The organism is Bradyrhizobium sp. USDA 4472 (assembly GCF_054058595.1).
In genome coordinates, this window is the sequence record NZ_JBSSAM010000001.1 from 5920510 (window position 1) to 5939874 (window position 19365).

At 64.2% G+C, this 19365-nt stretch carries 20 protein-coding genes; 10 read left to right on the forward strand and 10 right to left on the reverse strand.

Annotated features, from left to right (window positions below; all coding sequences use genetic code 11):
- Positions 1 to 53: 53 nt before the first annotated feature.
- The gene (locus ACVWZ4_RS27810) at positions 54 to 1250 is read right to left on the reverse strand and encodes an FAD-dependent monooxygenase (protein WP_456735327.1); all 1197 of its coding nucleotides are present in this window, start codon (positions 1248 to 1250) and stop codon (positions 54 to 56) included.
- A gap of 148 nt (positions 1251 to 1398) precedes the next feature.
- Here ACVWZ4_RS27810 and ACVWZ4_RS27815 point away from each other — a divergent pair, with 148 nt between their 5' ends.
- Positions 1399 to 1881, forward strand: a complete 483-nt coding sequence (locus ACVWZ4_RS27815) for a MarR family transcriptional regulator (protein WP_456703870.1) — start codon at positions 1399 to 1401, stop codon at positions 1879 to 1881.
- Here the strand turns inward: ACVWZ4_RS27815 and ACVWZ4_RS27820 are convergent.
- The 3 genes from ACVWZ4_RS27820 to ACVWZ4_RS27830 all read right to left on the reverse strand — a co-directional run bounded on the left by ACVWZ4_RS27820 (position 1850) and on the right by ACVWZ4_RS27830 (position 5978).
- Entirely contained in the window at positions 1850 to 3106 is a 1257-nt protein-coding gene (locus ACVWZ4_RS27820) for an O-antigen ligase family protein (RefSeq protein WP_456735326.1), read from the reverse strand. The two genes, ACVWZ4_RS27815 and ACVWZ4_RS27820, sit on opposite strands and share 32 nt — an antisense overlap.
- A 74-nt stretch (positions 3107 to 3180) precedes the next feature.
- Complete coding sequence (locus ACVWZ4_RS27825; protein WP_456741594.1) at positions 3181 to 4728, reverse strand: undecaprenyl-phosphate glucose phosphotransferase; 1548 nt, start codon at positions 4726 to 4728, stop codon at positions 3181 to 3183.
- A gap of 116 nt (positions 4729 to 4844) precedes the next feature.
- Positions 4845 to 5978, reverse strand: a complete 1134-nt coding sequence (locus tag ACVWZ4_RS27830; RefSeq protein ID WP_456741595.1) for a glycosyltransferase family 4 protein — start codon at positions 5976 to 5978, stop codon at positions 4845 to 4847.
- 200 nt (positions 5979 to 6178) lie between these two features.
- On the opposite strand from ACVWZ4_RS27830, the gene ACVWZ4_RS27835 reads away from it, so the two are divergent.
- Entirely contained in the window at positions 6179 to 8410 is a 2232-nt protein-coding gene (locus ACVWZ4_RS27835; RefSeq protein ID WP_456741596.1) for a GumC family protein, read from the forward strand.
- Between the two features lie 46 nt (positions 8411 to 8456).
- On the opposite strand, the gene ACVWZ4_RS27840 is transcribed toward ACVWZ4_RS27835, so the two are convergent.
- Positions 8457 to 9638: a GNAT family N-acetyltransferase gene (locus ACVWZ4_RS27840; protein ID WP_456741597.1), complete on the reverse strand. Its 1182-nt coding sequence runs from the start codon at positions 9636 to 9638 to the stop codon at positions 8457 to 8459.
- A gap of 129 nt (positions 9639 to 9767) precedes the next feature.
- On the opposite strand from ACVWZ4_RS27840, the gene ACVWZ4_RS27845 reads away from it, so the two are divergent.
- A complete protein-coding gene (locus tag ACVWZ4_RS27845) occupies positions 9768 to 10817 on the forward strand; it encodes a polysaccharide deacetylase family protein (RefSeq protein ID WP_456741598.1) in 1050 nt (349 codons plus the stop codon).
- Here the strand turns inward: ACVWZ4_RS27845 and ACVWZ4_RS27850 are convergent.
- A complete protein-coding gene (locus tag ACVWZ4_RS27850; protein ID WP_018320088.1) occupies positions 10801 to 11022 on the reverse strand; it encodes a DUF2842 domain-containing protein in 222 nt (73 codons plus the stop codon). The genes ACVWZ4_RS27845 and ACVWZ4_RS27850 overlap by 17 nt on opposite strands.
- A 110-nt stretch (positions 11023 to 11132) precedes the next feature.
- Here ACVWZ4_RS27850 and ACVWZ4_RS27855 point away from each other — a divergent pair, with 110 nt between their 5' ends.
- Positions 11133 to 12215 (forward strand): COX15/CtaA family protein, encoded by a 1083-nt coding sequence (locus ACVWZ4_RS27855; RefSeq protein WP_456741599.1) that lies wholly within the window; start codon positions 11133 to 11135, stop codon positions 12213 to 12215.
- Between the two features lie 57 nt (positions 12216 to 12272).
- Here the strand turns inward: ACVWZ4_RS27855 and ACVWZ4_RS27860 are convergent, their stop codons facing one another.
- The 4 genes from ACVWZ4_RS27860 to ACVWZ4_RS27875 form a co-directional block, all read right to left on the reverse strand.
- On the reverse strand, positions 12273 to 12614 hold the full coding sequence (locus ACVWZ4_RS27860) for a hypothetical protein (protein WP_456703862.1): 342 nt from the start codon (positions 12612 to 12614) through the stop codon (positions 12273 to 12275).
- Positions 12615 to 12732: 118 nt separating this feature from the next.
- The gene (locus tag ACVWZ4_RS27865; RefSeq protein ID WP_456703861.1) at positions 12733 to 14013 is read right to left on the reverse strand and encodes an O-acetylhomoserine aminocarboxypropyltransferase; all 1281 of its coding nucleotides are present in this window, start codon (positions 14011 to 14013) and stop codon (positions 12733 to 12735) included.
- 138 nt (positions 14014 to 14151) lie between these two features.
- Complete coding sequence (locus ACVWZ4_RS27870) at positions 14152 to 14736, reverse strand: CoA-binding protein (RefSeq protein WP_456741600.1); 585 nt, start codon at positions 14734 to 14736, stop codon at positions 14152 to 14154.
- Positions 14737 to 14755: 19 nt separating this feature from the next.
- Entirely contained in the window at positions 14756 to 15580 is an 825-nt protein-coding gene (locus tag ACVWZ4_RS27875; RefSeq protein ID WP_456741601.1) for an enoyl-CoA hydratase, read from the reverse strand.
- A gap of 86 nt (positions 15581 to 15666) precedes the next feature.
- Between ACVWZ4_RS27875 and ACVWZ4_RS27880 the strand changes: the two genes are divergently transcribed.
- The 6 genes from ACVWZ4_RS27880 to ACVWZ4_RS27905 all read left to right on the forward strand — a co-directional run bounded on the left by ACVWZ4_RS27880 (position 15667) and on the right by ACVWZ4_RS27905 (position 19343).
- Entirely contained in the window at positions 15667 to 16095 is a 429-nt protein-coding gene (locus ACVWZ4_RS27880) for a PaaI family thioesterase (protein WP_456703858.1), read from the forward strand.
- Between the two features lie 158 nt (positions 16096 to 16253).
- The gene (gene rplM, locus ACVWZ4_RS27885; RefSeq protein WP_008137961.1) at positions 16254 to 16718 is read left to right on the forward strand and encodes a 50S ribosomal protein L13; all 465 of its coding nucleotides are present in this window, start codon (positions 16254 to 16256) and stop codon (positions 16716 to 16718) included.
- A gap of 2 nt (positions 16719 to 16720) precedes the next feature.
- Positions 16721 to 17200 (forward strand): 30S ribosomal protein S9, encoded by a 480-nt coding sequence (gene rpsI / locus ACVWZ4_RS27890; RefSeq protein WP_008547917.1) that lies wholly within the window; start codon positions 16721 to 16723, stop codon positions 17198 to 17200.
- 229 nt (positions 17201 to 17429) lie between these two features.
- Positions 17430 to 18650, forward strand: a complete 1221-nt coding sequence (locus tag ACVWZ4_RS27895; protein ID WP_456703857.1) for a diguanylate cyclase — start codon at positions 17430 to 17432, stop codon at positions 18648 to 18650.
- A 58-nt stretch (positions 18651 to 18708) separates the two neighbouring features.
- On the forward strand, positions 18709 to 18945 hold the full coding sequence (locus ACVWZ4_RS27900; protein ID WP_456703856.1) for a hypothetical protein: 237 nt from the start codon (positions 18709 to 18711) through the stop codon (positions 18943 to 18945).
- Between the two features lie 101 nt (positions 18946 to 19046).
- The gene (locus ACVWZ4_RS27905) at positions 19047 to 19343 is read left to right on the forward strand and encodes an antibiotic biosynthesis monooxygenase family protein (RefSeq protein WP_035673823.1); all 297 of its coding nucleotides are present in this window, start codon (positions 19047 to 19049) and stop codon (positions 19341 to 19343) included.
- Positions 19344 to 19365: the final 22 nt, after the last annotated feature.

The following is a 19365-nucleotide window of genomic DNA, read 5'->3' on the forward strand; positions in this document are numbered from 1 at the left end:
GCAACCCACCCCAACCCTCTTCCCGTAAGAACGGGAAGAGGGTGAATAACAAGCTACGCCGCCCGCGCATCATATGCGTACATGAAATCCATGGTCTTCGATCCCAGCGGCAACAGCAACTTGATCATCTGATTGCGGATGAACGCGCCGGCGGCGCTCAACTCGCGCTTGTTGTTGCCGTTGCGGCGGGCGATGGCCACGATCTTTTCCGCGCGCGGGCGCCGCTCCGCCTCAAAGGCCTGGAACGTAGCGCTCAGTTCCTGGCCCTCCTGCATCAGACGGGCGAGCCGCATCGCATCTTCGAGCGCCAGCGAGGCGCCCTGGCCGGCATGCGGGCTGGTTGCATGCGCGGCGTCGCCGATCAGCAGCGAGCGCTTGCGCGACCAGGTCGGCAGGGTCGCGACGTCGAGCGTATCGGTGACCACGATGTTCTCGGCGGCGTCGATGATATCAGGGATCGGATCGTGCCAGCCGCGATGGAAACCACGCAGATGCTGCTTCAAGGTCTGCGCGTCCAATGCGCGGAACATCGCGGCATCCATGCCGTGCGCCGGTTGCGTGCTCCACCACATCGCGCCGTCCTTCGGGTCCGGGCTGCAATATCCGTAGCCGAAGAAGCCGCTCTGGCCGAAAGTGGTCTCGACACGGCGGCCGATCTCCCGGCCGCGGAGGACCGCATGCGGCACGAAGCCGCCAAAGCCGATCAGGCCGGTGTTGAACGGTGTGGGACCATCAGGCACCACCTGACGCCGCGTGATCGAGTGCACGCCGTCGGCACCGATCAGGAAGTCGCCCTCGGCCGTCGTGCCGTCGGCGAAATAGGCGATGACAGGCTGATCGCCGCGATCCGCGATCTTGATCAGGCGCTTGTCGAAATAGAGCGAGACACAGGCACACCAGGCCTTGTCGATCAGCATCTCGTTCAGCGCGGCGCGGGAGATGTTGACGGCGGGCTGACCGAAACGCCGCGCCATGTCGCGGTTCATCGAGCCGAGCAGCCGGCCTTCTTGCGAGTAGAAGTCGAAGGACTCCGCGATGGAGCCGCGGCTGATCAGCTCGTCCGCGAGCCCGATCTCGTCCATCACATGCATGCCGTTCGGCGCGATCTGCAGGCCGCCGCCGATGCCCTTGGAATAAGGCCAGGCTTCGTAGATCGCCGATTCGATGCCGGCACGGCGCAGCAGGATCGCGGCAACGGGTCCGGCGATGCCGGCACCGATGATCAGGGCTTTGCGGGGACGATATGACATAGGCTTGCTCCCGACGTTTCCGTGGTGTTAGGAGAAATTACGGTCGCTAATTCTCTTAGTGGCTAAGATATATATCGACTAAGATATGGGGCCGACCTTGTCAAGGACGAAAGCGCGCGCGGCGTTGTTGGCTGAACTGGAGGAGGCAATGCGCAGGTCCTCTGCGCAGGGCGTGCTCTACGGACAAGCCGTGGCAAACGTGGCCGGGATTGCCAATTCCGATCTCGAATGCATGGACATCCTCTATCTCGAGGGACGCGTGACCGCGGGCCGGCTCGCCGAAGTCACGGGGCTGACGACCGGGGCCATCACCGGTGTCGTCGATCGGCTCGAGAAGGCGGGGCTGGTGCGCCGCGAGCGGGACGAGACTGACCGCCGCAAGGTCTATATCGCCGTCGTGCCGGAGACCGCGATGAAGATCGGCCAACTCTACGTGCCGATGCAGCAGGCGATGGAGAAGATGTTCAATGCCTATTCGGACGAGGAACTGCGGCTGCTGCTGCGCTTCGCCAACGAGGGCTACAAAAGCATCATTGCTGCGACAGCGACGCTGAAGGGGCTGATCGACACAGCGCCCGAGAAGAGGCCAGCGCTGAAACTCAAGCGGACGAAGCGTCCTCGTCAGACCTGATCTTGTAAGCTTGCGCGGCCGCGATCATGCCCCACATCGCGCCCAGCATCATCCAGAAATGGCGCCAGTGGTCAGTGTCGATCACGAAGCTTTCGCCGACGGTGCCGACGAAGGCGGCGAAGATCGCAAGATAAGCGCGCTGCCAGGGCACGCGGACGAAGATGTGGCGGAATCCCGTGATGACGGTGGTGAAGACCAGCGCGGGATAGCATACGCCGGAGAGCCAGCCGCCGGACATGAAGGCGTTCAGATAGGAATTGTGGGTGTCTTCAGGAAAGAAGCGGTGGAATTGCAGCGGGCCGATGCCGAATGGCAGGTCGAGCGCCATCTGCGCGCCCAGGATGTGCCGGCCGAACCGGCCGAAACGGCCTTCGTCATAGCTCTGGTCGAAGCTCGCGCGCTGCTTGAACATCTCGGCGACGGAGTCGAACGACAGCAGCACTGCGATCAGCGCCAGGCCCAGCACCACTGCGACAATGGCCATGATGATGATGCGCGAACGCTGCGCATTGGTGCGGCTGGTCAGCACCATCAGCGCCAGCATGAAGGCCGAAGTCAGGATCAGTCCGCCCCAGGCGGCGCGCGAGAAGGCCAGCAGGATCGCCAGCGACATGATGCCGAAGGCGATGACATTGCGGAAGGCCTTGACGAGCTTGTCCGAAACCACGCTCTGGAGGGCAAACAGCGCCGGCAGGATCAGAAAAGCGCCGAGCACGTTCGGGTCCTTGAACGTGCCGCGTGCACGCTCGTAGAGTGTCAGCAGATCGTGGCCGCCGGGAACGAGGTTGAAATAGCCCGCGATCGCCGACAGCGAGGCGACCATCGCACCGGCCACGAGGCCACGGCGCAGCATGTCGAGCCGCGCCGCCGTGTCCTCGGAGGTGACCATGGCGAAGAACACCACCGTTACTGCCATGTACCAGGAGGTCGCGATCCAGCTTGCGACCTCGGACTGATCGAGCAGCGGGATCGCGCTCATGGTGTAGCCGACATTGAGCAGGACCAGCGCCAGCACCAGCGGCATCAGCACCAGCCGCAGGCGCAGGCCGGTGGCGAAGAAGGCGACGGTGGCGAGCAGCGTCGCCATCTCGTAGGGGCTCGGCTCGATGAAGACGATCGCGCCGGAGGCACCGACCAGCCACACCAGCGCGCGCTGAAGGGCCAGAACGCCGGGCGCGGCCGGTGCGGCTAGTTTCATTCCACCGGCTGTTGCCGCATACGCCATCACGCGCTCACGCTATTGGTACGCCACAAAACTCGCAGTCATTGCCCCGGCGCCCGAGCCGGCGCGATGCAAACTCAGTACGCGTTCTCGTTCTTGGTCAGCAGCGAGATCGGCGTCTTCAGGAGAATGACGAGGTCGAACAGCACCGACCAGTTCTCGATGTAATAGAGGTCGAACTCGACCCGCTTCTGGATCTTCTCTTCGTTGTCGATTTCGCCGCGCCAGCCGTTGATCTGGGCCCAGCCAGTGATGCCCGGCTTGACGCGGTGGCGCGCGAAATAGCCATCGACGGCCTCGTCGAACAGGCGGCTCTGGAGCTTGCCCTGTACCGCGTGTGGACGCGGGCCGACCAGCGAGAGATTGCCTGAAAACACCACGTTGAAGAGCTGCGGCAGCTCGTCGAGGCTGGTCTTGCGGATGAAGCGGCCGACGCGGGTGACGCGTGGATCGTTCTTGGTCACGACCTTCGAGGCGGTCGGGTCGGCCTGGTGATGATACATCGAGCGGAATTTGTAGACGTCAATACGCTCGTTGTTGAAGCCGAACCGCTTCTGGCGGAATAGTACCGGACCGGGGCTGTCCAGCTTCACCGCCAGCGCCACCAGCGCCATCACGGGGAGGGCTGCGAGCAGCGCGAGACCGCCGACGATACGGTCAAACAGCCATTTCATCACCAGGTCCCAATCGGTGATGGGCGCCTCGAACACGTCGAGCGTGGGCACCTCGCCGAGATAGGAATAGGAGCGGGGGCGGAAGCGCAGCTTGTTGGTGTGTGCGGAGAGACGAATATCGACCGGCAGCACCCAGAGCTTCTTCAGCATCTCCAGGATGCGCGTCTCCGCCGAGATCGGCAGTGCAAACAGCACCAGATCGACGCGGGTGCGGCGGGCGAACTCGACGATGTCGTCGACCTTGCCCAGCTTGCGCGCGCCGGCGCAGGTATCGAGCGCGCGGCTGTCGTTGCGGTCGTCGAATACGCCGAGCACGTGAATGTCGGAATCCTCTTGCGCGTTCAGCGCCTCGACCAGCTGCTCGCCGTTGCTGTCGGAGCCGACGATGATGGTGCGGCGGTCGAGCCGGCCCTGCCGGGCCCAGCTCCGCACCAGGGAGCGGAGGATCAGTCGTTCGGCGACCAGCGCGGCGAGGCCGAGGAAGTAGAACGCAGCGAGCCACAGCCGCGAGATTTCGCTGCCGAACTTGGCGAAGAAGGAGATTCCGATGAACATCAGGAAGACGAACGACCAGGACGAGATCATCCGTGTCATCTGCCGGAGCTGCCCGCGGAACAGCTGTACCTGATAGATGTCCGCAGCCTGGAAGCAGACCACGGCGGCTATCGCAACGGCGGCGATCTCCGTGGGATACACCCAGCTGAAGCCGACGACCGGCACGACGTAACCGATATACAAGGCGATGCCGACGAGGCTCAGCAGTACGAAATCGATCACGCGCGCAAACCCGGCGATCACGATCGGCGAATAGGCGCGGGCGACCTTCTGGTTGACGACATCGAGCGCCGCCGGAGTGAGCCGACGACGGCGTTCGACGAAGGCTGACTCAGCCGGCTTCGCCACGGCACTGGTTGCGGCGTCGAGCATCGAGCGTGCGTTGAGCGGTTCCACGCGTGTCCATGTCCATTCCGAAAACCCGTGGCGCCGCTTTGCGCCCCGGGCGTGCATCCCCTGGCGCTCGATTATCGGACAAATCGGAAGATTCTCTAAAACCGGCTTAAGGATGGTTAATGATTTGCAAATGCATCCCGGTAGCCCGCGAGCACGCCGTCGACCATGGCCTGCTGGGAGAAATGCGCCGAGATGCGCTCGCGCAAGGCGGATGCGCGTTGCGCTGTAGCCTGAGGATCCCCCAGTGCGGCCGCGATCGCCTCGGCCATGGCTTCGGCGTTGCTGGCGGCGAACAGGGACGGGCTATCGCTACCGAAAATCTCGGGGATGCCGCCGACACGCGCCGCGATCATGGGGATGCCGGCCGCACCCGCCTCGATCACGACGTAAGGCATGGAATCGCCGCGCGAGGGAACCACCAGCAGCCGCCCCTTGGAAAAGCCGTAGCGCGCCTTGACGTGGCCGATGAAGCGGATTGCCTCCGTCAGGTGGAGGCGCTCGACTTGCGCCTTCAACGCCGCCGTCTCCTCGCCGTCACCGCCGAGCGTCAACGTGACCTTCTTGCCGCGCTCGTGCAGGAGCGCCACCGCATCAACCAGCAGATCAGCGCCCTTGATGTGCCTGAATTCGCCGACATAGGCGAGGTCGGTGGCGTCGTCGGCCGTGACGACGGGCTCGAACTCCTCCGGCGTCACGCCGTTGAAGACGCAGTGAACCACCCCTTCGGGCGTGCCGACGATGCGCTGGTAGGTGTCACGAGCAAAAGCGCTCTCGAACAGGAACAGGTCCGTCGCGTGGAGCAGCGTGCGTTCGAGGCGCGCGTAAAACTCGCCCTTCAGGGTGTTGAGCGGGTAGTGCAGCGAGCCGCCATGTGGCGTGTAGATGCGGATGGTGTCGTTCGCGCGGCGTCGCATCCGCACGAAGGCGCCGGCCTTGGCGCCGTGGCCGTGCATGACGTCGGGCTTGAGCGTGGCGATCAGACGCTGCATGCGCAGCCACACCAGGAAATCCTCCGGCGAGGGTTCGCGGCGGATCGCAAGCCGGTGCACGCCGAGCTTCAGCCGCGGCGCAAGCTCGGCCAGCGCCTTGTCCGCACGTTCGCCCCCGGTGAGACTGTCGGCGAGGATCCCGACATGGTGGCCGCGAGCGACCTGACCGTTGGCGAGGTCGAGGATGTGCCGAAAAATGCCGCCAACCGGCGCGCGCACGGCATGCAGGATTCGGAGCGACCGGTCGGGAGAAGGGGGCATGATCACAACCAGCGCTCGACGGCGACTGCCGAACAATTTCTCGAAATATCGAAATGGATTAAGGGGGCTCGTGGTTAACAAAGGGTGACGAGCGCGTATGCGCTGTCCGCGAGACGGGTGATTAACCCAGCGGCAACCTTAATGGAGTGTAATCGGTCCCGTTGAGGTGGATGAGTGGCGTTGCCCTTCGGGAGTGTTCGATGCGTTTAGCGTTCTGGCGTGCCGGCAAGGACAAGGCCGTCATCGAGCGGGCGGTTTCGAAGGCCAAGGTCGAGGCCAAGCCCGAAACGAAGCCCAAGGTTGAAGCCAGGCCCGCGCCGATCGCCGCAAGAGAGGCGCCGGCCGAATCCGGTGACATCGATCTGCACGCGCTCGGCGGCGCACTTGCGCGCAAGCGCGGCTGGATCATCGCGCCGACGGTGCTGGCGCTGGTCGCATCCGTCGCCATCGTTAATCTCATCACGGCGCGCTACAAATCGGAAGCTCGCATCCTGATCGACGGTCGCGAGAATGTCTTCCTGCGCCCAAGCAGCGATCGCAGCACTGAGGAGCGGCAAGCGCTCGACCCCGAGGCTGTCACCAGCCAGGTGCAGCTCGTCCTGTCGCGCGATCTCGCGCGCGAGATCATCAAGAAGAACAAGCTTGCCGAGCGGCCGGAGTTCGATCCGGTTCTGCAAGGCGTCTCGCCGCTGAAATCGCTCGCCGCGCTGCTCGGCTTCGTCCGCGACCCGTTCTCGATGACGCCGGAAGAGCGCGTGTTGGACGCCTACTACGATCGCCTTCAGGCTTACGCCGTCGACAAGTCGCGCGTGATCGTGGTCGAATTCCAGTCGGCTGACCCGGATCTCGCTGCCCGCGTCGCCAACTCGATCGCGGACGGCTATCTCGTGCTCCAGCAGAACGCACGCCAGGACCAGGCCAAGAACGCCAGCCAGTGGCTCGCCGGCGAGATCGAGAATTTGCGCAAGAAGGTCTCCGATGCCGAGGCCAAGGTCGAGGATTTCCGTTCGAAATCGTCGCTGTTCGTCGGCACCAACAACACGACGCTGTCCAACCAGCAGATGGGCGAGGTCAACACCCAGCTCAACAATGCGCGTGCGCTGAAGGCGGATGCGGAGGCCAAAGCGCGGCTGATCAAGGAAATGCTCCAAAGCGGCAAGCCGATCGAGGCCTCCGAGGTGCTGAATTCGGAGGCGTTGCGCACGCCATCGCAGCAGCGCGTGGCGTTGCGAGCCCAATTGGCGGAACAATCGTCGACATTGCTCGGCAACCATCCGCGCATCAAGGAATTGAAGGCGCAGCTCGCTGACCTCGACAACCAGATTCGCGACGAGGCTGCCAAGATAGCCCGTTCGCTCGAAAACGACGCGCGGGTCGCTGGCGGGCGCGTTCAGGAATTGTCGGCGAGCCTGGAACAGCTGAAGAAGCAGGCGACCTCGACCAACGGCCAGGATGTCCAGCTCCGCGCGCTCGAACGCGAGGCCAAGGCGCAGCGCGACCTGCTCGAATCGTATCTGGCCAAATACCGCGAGGCCAACACCCGCGAGACCATTGACACGGCGCCTAGCGATGGTCGCATCATCTCGCGTGCCGTCGTCTCGAACACGCCGGCCTATCCGAAGAAGCTGCCGATCGTGCTGATCGCGACGCTGGCGACCCTTCTGCTTTCGTCGGGTCTCGTCGTCACCGGTGAACTCCTGCGCCAGACGGCGCCGCGCGCCGTCGTCACCCTGGCGTCCGCCGTGGGCCGTCGCGAGCCGGTGGTGGATCAAGTGGAGCTGGATCCGGCGCCGCTCCAGCCGGACATGACCGCCGATGCCGATCTCAACGAATTTGCCGAGATCGCGCAGCTGGCCGAGGGCCTGAGGGCTGCCGGCGTGAACGCGAAGAAGGTCACCGTGCTTGGTACCGCACCGGGCGACGCCATCACGCTGTCGGCGTTGACGCTCGCCCGGCATCTGGCTCGCGACGCGCGCGTCGTCGTGGTTGATCTTGCCGCGTCTTCGCCGATGATCGCGGCGATCTCCGTCGACGCCGCGGCCCCGGGGCTTGCCGAACTGATGCAGGGGCAGGCTTCGTTTGCCCAGATCATCACCCGCGACAAGCTCTCGCGGCTCCATCTGGTCATGGCCGGACGCCCCGGCTTCGATCATAGCCTGCTCCAGTCGCCCCGGGTCACGCTCGCAGTCGACGCATTGCTGCGCGCCTATGACTACGTATTGCTCGATGCCGGCGCCGCCTCCGAATTGCCGGCAGAACTCCTGACGACGAACGCCCGCGCCGTCGTGGTACCTGACGTCTCGATGGAGGCGGATGCACGTGCGCTGATGTGCGAGCAGCTCAAGGCCGTCGGGTTCAGCGACGTGAAGATGCTGGAGCGGCCGGTGCAGCCGTCGGATGCCGGTGAGACGCCGCGCGTGGTCGCGGCATAGGCCCGGGAGAAGGCTTGCAAGACAGGTATCCGCCGACGCGAATTTGCTACCCGAACGCTTGGCGCAGCCGGCGGGCCAGGTCGAACAGCACCTGGTTCTGTTTGACCAGGCGCTTGCCGTGGTTGAGTGAGGACATCGCCATCGCCGCGAGCTTGCCGCGCGAGGTCAAGGGCAAGAAGCTGTCGAAGATGTCCTCGTCGTCCTTGCAGAACATGCGCTTGTAGTCATCCGACCCGATGCCGAGGTCGAGCGAGTGGTAGCCGCGCTCGCCGTAACGGTCGATGATGTACCGCATCAGGATCAGCCCCGGGCTGTAGCGGCCGTGTTCCGACATCGTGTAGGTGTTGAACATCAGCGAGAAACGCTGGCCGTCGGCGACGCCGGCAAAGATCGCGATCACCTCGTCGTCGCATTCGAGAGCATGGATGTCGATGACGCGGCCTTCGCCGCGCGGCGCAAGGCAGGCGCTGCGGATGAATTGCTCGACGCCAGGCTCGGCGAACACGTTGGGCAGCTTCTGCTCCGCCATCCGCGCCGGCTTGACGCGGAAGAACCAGTCGAGCAGGCGAGTGACGTCGGCGTCCGCCGTAGCAAGATGATACCGATAACCGGCGAGCACCTGGAGTTTCTTCTCCTTGCTCTTGAGCCGGCGGCGGAAGGAGTTGCTGATCCGCGACGCGGGCAGGCCGCCCGGTTCCATCACCAGCACCGGGCAGCCGTTGATGGCGCTCTGTTGGCTCAGGAGGACGAAAGGATTCTGTTGATCGTGCCAGCGTCTGGGCTGCTGCGTCAGGGCGAGAACGTCGACCCGGTCACGCAAGGCGGCGATCAGCGCGTTGAGATCGGCGGCGACCGCCTGTGCTGCGAACTCGGCGTTCCACAGACCCATGTTGAAGGTCGTGTGCTTGCCGCCCATGAAGCAGGCCGTGCGCACACCGTAGCCCCGGCGCAGCACGAGCGGAAGCAATGCGAGCGGCTTGTGCTCGGCGTCACGGGCGATCACGATGAAGGGACGGGCGCCCTCGCGTTCTCCGACCGATCGCTGCCATGAGCCCAGCAGATCGAAGCGCTGATAGGGCGTGAAGAGATGACCGGGCTCTTCGAACGCGCGCCAGACCAATTCAGCCTGGGCGAGATCTTGGACGATGTCGACATGCGCGATTCGGCTCGCTTTCGACCGCGCTGGCGATTCCGCCGTCCGGCTTTGCATCGCCGCAGCCATGGTCATTCGCGAAACCTGTCGAGAAAACGAAAAATACGTATTTCGGCCTGTGGCCGACCTTTGCAAATAAATGTCAACAAAGGGTAATGACAATAGCTCAGGGAACTGGCCGCCGGCGAACGCGAAGGTGGGGTTTTGGCATCAGACGACAGATGGCTGGAGCGGTTGCGGCTCGAACTGGCCTGGTTCAGCGGCCAGCCCTTGCTGCACAGCCGCGGCGCAGGCGCAATCCTGCGCTTCGAGCACGTGCGGCCGCGGCGGAGCGGCGCATTCCAGCCACGGCGCGAAAGCGAGATCACGCCGCAATTCCTCGATCGCGCCATTCGCGCGCTGAAGCGATGGAATTGCGATTTTCTCGGCATGGACGAGGTCTGCCGGCGCGCAGTGACGCTGCCGGAGAAACGGCGCTTCGTGGCGCTCACCTTCGACGGCGCGCCCAAGGACCTCATCAGCTTTGCCTATCCGGTGCTGACGCGCCACGCAGTGCCGTTCACGGTCTATGTTCCCACCGCCTTTCCTGACGGTGTCGGAGAAGCGTGGTGGCTCGGGCTCGAGCGGGTGATCGCGCGCGAGAGCCGCATCAGCCTGATGATGGGCGACCAGGAGCAGCGCTTCACGGCCACCAGCAATGCCGAAAAGCAGGTGCTGTTTTCGCATCTCGAGAGCTGGCTGCGCTCGCTGCCGCCGGCCAATTTGTCGGACGCGATCGCAGATCTCTGCGCGCGCTACAGCATCGATCTCGCCGCGCTCTCGCGCGAGGCGTCGATGGATTGGGAGGATCTGGCCAGGTTAGCTGCCGATCCGTCGGTCACGATCGGCAGTGCGACCGTAAACTATCCCGTGCTGGCCAATATGAAAGACGCGGCTGCGCTGCGCGAGATGACGATGGGCAAGGCGGTGGCGGAAGCATCCTTCGGCCGCGAGATCCGGCATCTGGCGTTTCCGTACGGCGATCGCTCCTCGTTCCGGCGCAACCACGTCGTGATGGCGGAGGAGGCGGGCTTTGCCAGCGCGGTCTCGACCATCCCTGGCATCGTCGACGCGGAAGGGCGCACCAATCTGCGCGCGCTGCCGCGGATTTCCTGGGACGGACGGGTGCGCTCGCTGCGGGTCATGCGCGTTCTGGTCTCCGGCGTCGCCTTTGCGCCTGTGAAACCGACGGGCAGCGCTACGAGCCAGACTTGACGCGATCGGGCCGCTGCATCCAGCTCACGATCGGCATTGCCGGCAGCACCCAGCCCATCCCGACGACCACGTAATAGATCGCCTGACGCCAGCCGGACTCGGCAATCCACGGCATTTGTGCTGCCGCCATGCCGAGCAGGGCCCAGACCGTGGCCAGCACCAGGAGCAGGATGGCGCCGAGGAACTTGCGGGTGCGGATCGTCATGGCGGAAAAATGCGGCTTTCGCGTAACTTGCGCTGCGGGCGCGGGGGACTATAAGGGGCACGCAGTCCGGTTCAAGTCTCTTCGGTTCAAGGCTTGGTTTCACCCCTGAAATGACAATGGTTTCCGCCCCGACCCATCCGCATCGCGCCGTGCGCTGGTGGCTGATCTCGGTGGCCGCCTTGATCGCGCTGATGGTGCTGGTCGGCGGCGCGACGCGGCTGACGGAATCCGGCCTGTCGATCGTCGAGTGGAAGCCGGTCACCGGCAGTGTTCCACCACTGTCCGAGGCGCAGTGGACCGACGCCTTCGAGGCCTACAAGAAGATTCCCCAATATCGCGAACTCAATGCCGGCATGAGCCTGTCCGAGTTCAAGCAGATATTCTGGTGGGAATGGAGCCACCGATTGCTCGGCCGCTTCATCGGCGTCGCTTTTCTGCTGCCGTTCCTGTTCTTCCTGTGGGGCGGCGGTCTCTCCGGTGAGTTGAAGCGGCGGCTGTGGCTGCTGTTCGCGCTCGGCGGTCTCCAGGGGGCGGTCGGCTGGTGGATGGTGGCGTCTGGCCTCTCCGAGCGGGTCGAGGTGTCGCAATATCGCCTGGCGACCCATCTGGTGCTGGCGCTGCTGATCTTTGCCGGCATCGTCTGGACCGTGCGGCGGCTTGCCGATCGGCCGCAGATTTCGGTCCCGGCGCGGTTGCGGTTCACGGGCGCGGTGCTGGTGATCGTGACCTTCATCCAGATCTATTTCGGCGCGCTGGTCGCGGGCTTGCGCGCAGGGCGCGCCTACAACACCTGGCCGCTGATCGACGGCGCGTTCATTCCATCGACGGAACGGCTGTGGTTCGAGACGCCGTGGTGGCGCAACATGTTCGACAATGTGCTGACGGTGCAGTTCGAGCACCGCATGACGGCCTACCTGCTGTTCACACTGGCGGCGCTGCACGCATTCGACGCGGTGCGTTCACGTGCGGGTTCAGCGGCAAGCGGCGCGCTCTGGTTGTTCGCAGCCGTCAGCGTGCAGGCGGTGCTCGGTATCCTCACGCTGCTCAATCAGGTGCCGATCGACATCGCGCTGTCGCACCAGGCCGTTGCGATCGTCGTGTTGACGTTGGCGGTGATGCAGGCGGAGCGGCTGGCGTCGCGGCAGAGCGCGCAAGAGCAGCCGCGTGCGGTTCCGCTCGGTCAGCCCGGCTGATCACCATCAGCCCGGCTGATCACCATCAGCCCGGCTGATCACTATCAGCCCGGCTCATCAGCAATAGCCGTAGATGCCGCACGCGTAGGGCAGGCGCCAGAAATAATCGACCTGCTTCCCGCCGTAATACGAACCCTGATAGTCGTAGTCCCACGGGCGGCCGTAATAGCCCGGCAGCGTATGGGAGCCCGGCAACAGCGGCGTGCCTGGCAGATTGCGGATGTAGCTGCCGATGCCATAGGCCGGCGAGATCAGCGCATCCGGATCGGTCTCGACGTAGACCTTCGGCGGTTCCTGCGGCGCGGCGACGCGCCGCTTCGGATGGGCCGACAAGTCGGCGGCATCTGCAACTGAAACCGTCAGCATCACTGCCAGGGCAGGCACCGTCCAGCGCAGCATCGTCGGCTCCGAATCAAGGGGGCGATCCAAGGACGATGTATGGGGCAGGTGTGGTTAATGACTGTTAACGAGGCCGTCGTTCCGGGGCGGTTTTGAGCACCGCCCCGGAACGGGGCAGTCAAGCTCCGAGCGCCTGCTCCAGATCGGCGATCAGGTCTTCCTTGTCCTCGATGCCGATCGAGAGCCGGACCACGTCGGGGCCCGCTCCGGACTTGGTCTTGGCGGCGTCGTCGAGCTGGCTATGGGTGGTCGAGGCCGGGTGGATCACCAGGGAGCGGGTGTCGCCGACATTGGCCAGGTGCGAGAACAGCTGCAGTTTCGACACCAGGCTGACGCCGGCGTCGTAGCCGCCCTTCAGGCTGAAGGTGAACACGGCGCCCGCACCCTTCGGCGCGTATTTGCGCGCGAGCTGGTTGTACTTGTCGCTTGCCAAGCCCGCATAGTTCACCGAGGCCACCGCCGGATGGCCGGCGAGGAATTCGGCAACCGCCTTGGCGTTGTCGCAGTGCTTCTGCATCCGCAGCGGCAGCGTCTCGATGCCGGTGAGGATCATGAACGCGTTGAATGGCGACAGCGCGGGTCCGAGGTCGCGCAGGCCCAGCACGCGGCAGGCGATGGCGAACGCGAAATTGCCAAATGTCTCCTGCAGGCGGATGCCATGATATTCCGGTCGCGGCTCCGACAGCATCGGATATTTACCGCCGCTCGACCAATCGAACGTGCCGGCATCGACGATGATGCCGCCGAGCGAATTGCCGTGGCCGCCCAAGAACTTGGTCAGCGAGTGCACGACAATGTCGGCGCCGTGGTCGATCGGCCGGATCAGATACGGCGAGGCCAGCGTGTTGTCGACGATCAGCGGCACGCCCGCTTTGCGTGCGACCGTCGAGATCGCCTCGATATCGGTGATGCTGCCGGCGGGATTGGCGATGGACTCGATGAAGATCGCTTTCGTGCGCGGCGTCACCGCGCGCTCGAAGCTTGCGATATCATCGGGATCGGCCCACACGACGTTCCAGCCAAAGCTCTTGAAGGCATGCGTGAACTGGTTGATCGAACCGCCATAAAGTTTTCGCGCGGCGATGAATTCGTCGCCGGGCTGGAGCAATTGCTGCAACACCACGACCTGCGCGGCATGGCCCGAGGCCACGGCAAGCGCGGCGGTACCGCCCTCGAGCGCAGCAACGCGCTCTTCCAGCACGGCATTCGTCGGGTTGCCGATGCGGGTATAGATGTTGCCGAACGCCTGCAGGCCGAACAGCGAGGCGGCGTGGTCGGCGTCGTTGAAGACGAACGACGTCGTTTGATAGATCGGAGTCGCGCGCGCACCGGTGGTCGGATCGGGCTGTGCACCGGCATGCACGGCGAGGGTCGAAAATCCCGGAAGGCGATCGCTCATTGAGGGCGTCCTGTTCTTGTGATCTGAAATCGCCCGGCATGCTGATCGGCGCCGCGCCCGGCGTCAAGCCGCGGCTTCACATTGCAACGATCGTGCTACGCATTGACGCGTTCGCAAAACGAATCCTTCGCGATTGCGTCAGCTTTGCTCGCTCTTGTTTTTGGCCGCGCGATCCGAAGCCGCAGTGTCGCCGCCGCCGACGCTCATTCGATTGAGGGACAGGCGCATGCCTTGCGTCGGCGCTGGTGCGCGCTTGGAGCTCAGCGTGCGCGAATTGACGCCCATCCAGGAAATCTCCGACGACAGCCGGCCATATTCGATCTTTGGGCAGCGATTCATCACGACCTTGATGCCCGCGGCCTCGGCCTTTTCCGCCGCCGCATCGTCACGTGCGCCAAGCTGCATCCAGATCACCTTGGGCAGCGGATCGAGCGTGAGGGCCTCTTCGACAACCGGCATGATGTGGCTGGAATTGCGGAAGATATCGATCATGTCGAAGGGACGGCCGATGTCGCGCAGCGTGGCGACGAACGGCTTGCCGAGCAGATCCTTGCCGACATGGCCGGGGTTGACGGGAATCATGTCGTAGCCGCGCTGCGCCAGATACTTGAATGCGAAATAGCTCGGTCGCACGTTGACCGGTGAGGCGCCGACCATCGCGATCGACTTCACGCTGTTGAGGATGCTGCGGATGTAGTTGTCGGGATAGGAGTCGTGGTTCATCACTCGTCTTTTCTTCTCGTCACTCATCCCGCCATGTCGGCGTGCGCTTCTCGATGAAAGCGCCGATGCCTTCTTCGGCGTCGCGGGCCATCATGTTCTCGGTCATCACCGCTGCCGCATAGCGATAGGCATCCGCAAGGCTCATCTCGGCCTGGCGGTAGAACGCTTCCTTGCCAAGCTTGATGGTGTAGGCGGATTTCAGCGCGACCTGCTGCGCCAGCGCAATCGCCGCGTCGCGCTCGGTGCCCGCAGCGACGACGCGATTGACGAGGCCGATCTCGCGCGCGCGCGCGGCCGGGACCGCCTCGCCCGTCAGCAGCATCTCCATCGCCTGCTTGCGCGGCACGTTGCGCGACAATGCCACCATCGGCGTCGAGCAGAACAGGCCGATGTCGACGCCGGGCGTGGCAAAGCTTGCGGTTTCGGAGGCGATCGCGAGATCGCAGCTGGCCACGAGCTGGCAGCCGGCCGCGGTCGCGATGCCCTGGACGGAGGCGACCACCGGCTTGGACAGATGCACGATAGCCTGCATCATCGCGCTGCAGGCGTTCATGGTTTCCGCGAAAAAGGCGCGGCCGCGATCGGGATCGGCTCGGCGCGCGGTCAGCTCCTTGATGTCGTGACCGGCTGAGAAGGCGGGGCCGTTGGCCGCAAGCACGACGCCGCGGACGGCCCTGTCGTCGCGGATCGCATCGAGCTCGGCATGCAGGCTGGCGATCATCGCGGTCGACAGGCTGTTGCGCGCGGCCGGCCGGTTGAGGGTCAGCACCGCGATGGAGCCGACCATGTCGCGCAGCAGAATTGGCTGATGCGGCGAGGGGGCGCGGGCGGCCTGGGCTGACATTGCGGCGTTTCCGGTTGGATTATTACAGTGAGATGATGCAGATAACCTAATGCAGCAGGCGACGCGAAGCGAGGGTGGGGAACAGCATGGCGGCAGCGAAAATGAGCGTGGCGGAGGTCGAGCGGTTTCTCCGTGACGAGTTTCCCCAGGCCTTCGGCGGCGACGACATCACGATCGAGAGCGCCGACGGCCAGACCTGTCTTTTGCGCCAGCGCTTCAGCGAACGGATGCTGCGGCCGGGTGGAACCGTCTCCGGCCCGACGCTGATGGCGTTGGCCGATTTCGCCATGTACGTGGTTCTCCTGTCAGCCATCGGCCCGATCGGGCTCGCGGTGACCACCAATCTCAACATCAATTTCCTGCGCAAGGGTCAGCCCGGGCAGGACGTGCTGGCGGAGGCGCGGCTGCTCAAGCTCGGCAAGCGTCTCGCGGTCGGGGAGGTCAACCTGCTGTCCGGCACGTCGCCCGATCCGATCGCCCACGTCACCTCGACCTATTCCATTCCAAATGTTTGATCTTTTTGAAGGTAATATCACACCATATTTTTAAGTTATTGAAATCGTTAAGGTAATTCCGGCTGCTGGGCGTTGACCGTCGCGCGTCTCTGCTCTAGAAACCAGCCCAGTCCGGTGCGGTGTTCGCGCCGATGCTCACCGTCCACGGAAACTCTGACATGAAAACCTTTTCGGCAAAGCCGGCTGAGGTGACGAAGAAGTGGGTGCTGATCGACGCCAAGGGTCTGGTCGTCGGCCGCCTCGCCACCATCGTTGCCATGCGCCTGCGCGGCAAACACCTCCCGACCTACACCCCTCACGTTGATTGTGGTGACAACGTCATCATCATCAATGCGCAGCATGCGGTCCTCACCGGTCGCAAGCGCGAGCAGAAGACCTACTACAAGCACACCGGCTATGTCGGCCACGTCAAGGAGCGCACCGCGCGCCAGATCCTTGAAGGGAAGCATCCCGAGCGCGTGCTCGAGAAGGCCGTCGAGCGCATGATCCCGCGTGGTCCGCTCGGCCGCGTCCAGATGGGCAACCTTCGTGTTTACGGCGGTGCCGATCATCCGCACGAGGCCCAGACGCCCGAGAAGATCGATATCGCCAAGTTGAACCGCAAGAACACGAGGGCCGCATAATCATGGCCGAATCCATTCAGTCGCTCGATCAGCTCTCGCAGCTCAAGACCGCCGCGGCGCCCGACGCGCCCAAGCACGAGAAGAAGGTCGACAAGTTCAACCGCGCCTACGCCACCGGCAAGCGCAAGGACGCGGTCGCCCGCGTTTGGATCAAGCCCGGCGCCGGCAAGGTCACCGTCAATTCGCGCGAGGTCGAGGTCTATTTTGCTCGTCCCGTGCTGCGCATGATGATCGAGCAGCCGTTCTCCGTGGCCGCGCGTTCCGGCCAGTATGATGTGATCTGCACCGTCGCGGGCGGCGGTCTGTCCGGTCAGGCGGGTGCCGTGCGCCATGGCATCTCCAAGGCTCTCACCTATTTCGAGCCCGAGCTGCGCAGCGTGCTCAAGAAGGGCGGCTTCCTCACCCGCGACTCCCGCGTGGTCGAGCGCAAGAAGTACGGCAAGGCCAAGGCCCGCCGGTCCTTCCAGTTCTCGAAGCGTTAATCGCTTCGGTCACATTCGCCGCGAAAGCGGCTTCAATGAGATGCAAAAAGGCGCTGATTTCAGCGCCTTTTTTGTTGTTCGTTTGTACGCAAATTGATGACGTGTTTCCCGAAAACTTGGCCTCGCGTGAAAACCTGAATGGAACTCGCGGGACATAGCGTCGCATCTGGAAGGGCGCGCAAATCGGATTTGCCGATCGCGTAACTGCTATGTTCAACAGGGGGCCGACATGATGTCGCTCGATAGCATCACGCTGTATTTGGTCGCCACGATGATCGCCGCGTTGCTCGGCGCCATGATGGTGTTTTTCGGCAGACAAGAGAACAGCCCCGCGCTGAAATGGTGGGGCACCGCCTATCTGCTCGGCGCGGCCTCGGTGGCGCTGTGGACGGCGGCCGGCGACAAGCTCGGCCCGCATCTCTATCTCGCGCTGAACGCCGTCGGCTTCGTCGCCTGCGGCATGGTTTGGAATGCGGCGCGCGTCTTCCACGGCCGCAAGCCGAACTGGCCGGGTCTCGTGCTCGGCGCGCTTGCCTGGGTCGCGGCCGTGACGTTGCTCGATCCCGCCGCATCGATGCTGCGCATGTCGATCGGTGCCGGCATCGTCTCGGTCTATGCGGCGCTGACCGCGAGCGAGCTCTGGGTCGAACGGCGCAAGAGCCTGCAACGGCGCTGGCCGGCTTTCGTCGTGCCGGTGATGCATGGCTGCGTGCTGATGCTGCCGATCCTGCTCGGCGGCTTGCTGCGCCCGAACGACGCGGGTTTCTCCGGCAGCATCTGGGTCACCGTGTTCGCGGTCGAGCTCGTGCTCTATGCCGTCGGCACCGTGTTCGTGATCTTCATGCTGGTGTCCGAGCGCACCGTCACCGCGCACCGCACCGCCGCGTCGACCGATCCGCTGACCGGCATGCTCAACCGTCGCGGCTTCTCGGAAGCCTGTGGGCGCATGATCGAGCGCGAGGCCAAGGGCGGCCGCCCGGTGACGGTGATGATCTTCGACATCGACCATTTCAAGTCGATCAATGACCGCTTCGGCCATCCCGCCGGCGACGAGATGCTGAAACTGTTCTCCGCCGTGGTCGTCAACAATCTGCGCATCTCGGACCTGTCGGGCCGCATCGGCGGCGAGGAATTCGCCGCGCTGCTGCCTTGCGCGCTGGAGGAGGGTGTCCTGGTCGCCGAGCGTGTGCGCGAGGCGTTCGAGACGTCGGGCATCGTGGTCGACGAGCGCGCGGTCGATACGACCGTCAGCATTGGTGTCGCGGGCGGTCCCGCCGGGACCGAGCTCGAGGTGCTGTTGGCTTCGGCCGACACCGCGCTCTACCAGGCCAAGCGCGGCGGCCGTAACCGCGTCGAGGCGGCTGAGGAGCTGCCGCTGTCGCTGGAAAACTGGCGCCGCCAGAGCGCGGCGCGGACCAGTGTCCCAAAGATGCAGCCGGCGACGGCCTGACGTGGTTAAGGCGTGCGGGTAATCCTCCGTTTACCATTCGGTTCCTACCATTGCGGTCATGGAATCGATCCGTCGACAGAACCCGCAAGCTGCCCTGATGTCGCTCGAAGCCGCCGCAAGCTCGGCACGCGGCGGCTTTGCCTGTCTGTTCTCGACCGCGGACGAATACGAGAGCGCCTTGATCGCCGAACGGCGCGCCCAAGGACGCTACGCGCAGACCCGCGGCTATTGGCCGATCGGGCTGTTTCTTGGTTGTGTGCTCGTCGTTGCCGGAACCGTGCTGCTGTTTGCCTGAGGAGCGGCGTATTTTCGGTGGGGCAGGGCGCCATTTCGGCGCCTTTTTCTTTGGTCGCGGGTGCGTTAGACACCAGTCACCAAACAACGGGGTGGAAACCAATGATCACCGAGATCGCGCAAATCGACGTCAAGCCGGGCAGCGAGAAGGATTTTGAGGCCGCTGTCGCCAAGGCCAAGGCCGCCTTTGGCCGCTCCAAGGGTTTTCACGGTTTCGAACTGCACAAATCGATCGAGAAGCCGCAGCGCTACCGGCTGATGGTGAAGTGGGCGACGCTGGAGAACCACACCGTCGACTTCCGCGGCTCCGAGAATTTCACCGAATGGCGCGGCCTCGTCGGCCAGTATTTCGCTTCACCTCCGGAGGTCGAGCACACCGAGACCGTGCTGACGACCTGAGGCGCTTCATTTTGGCAGCATT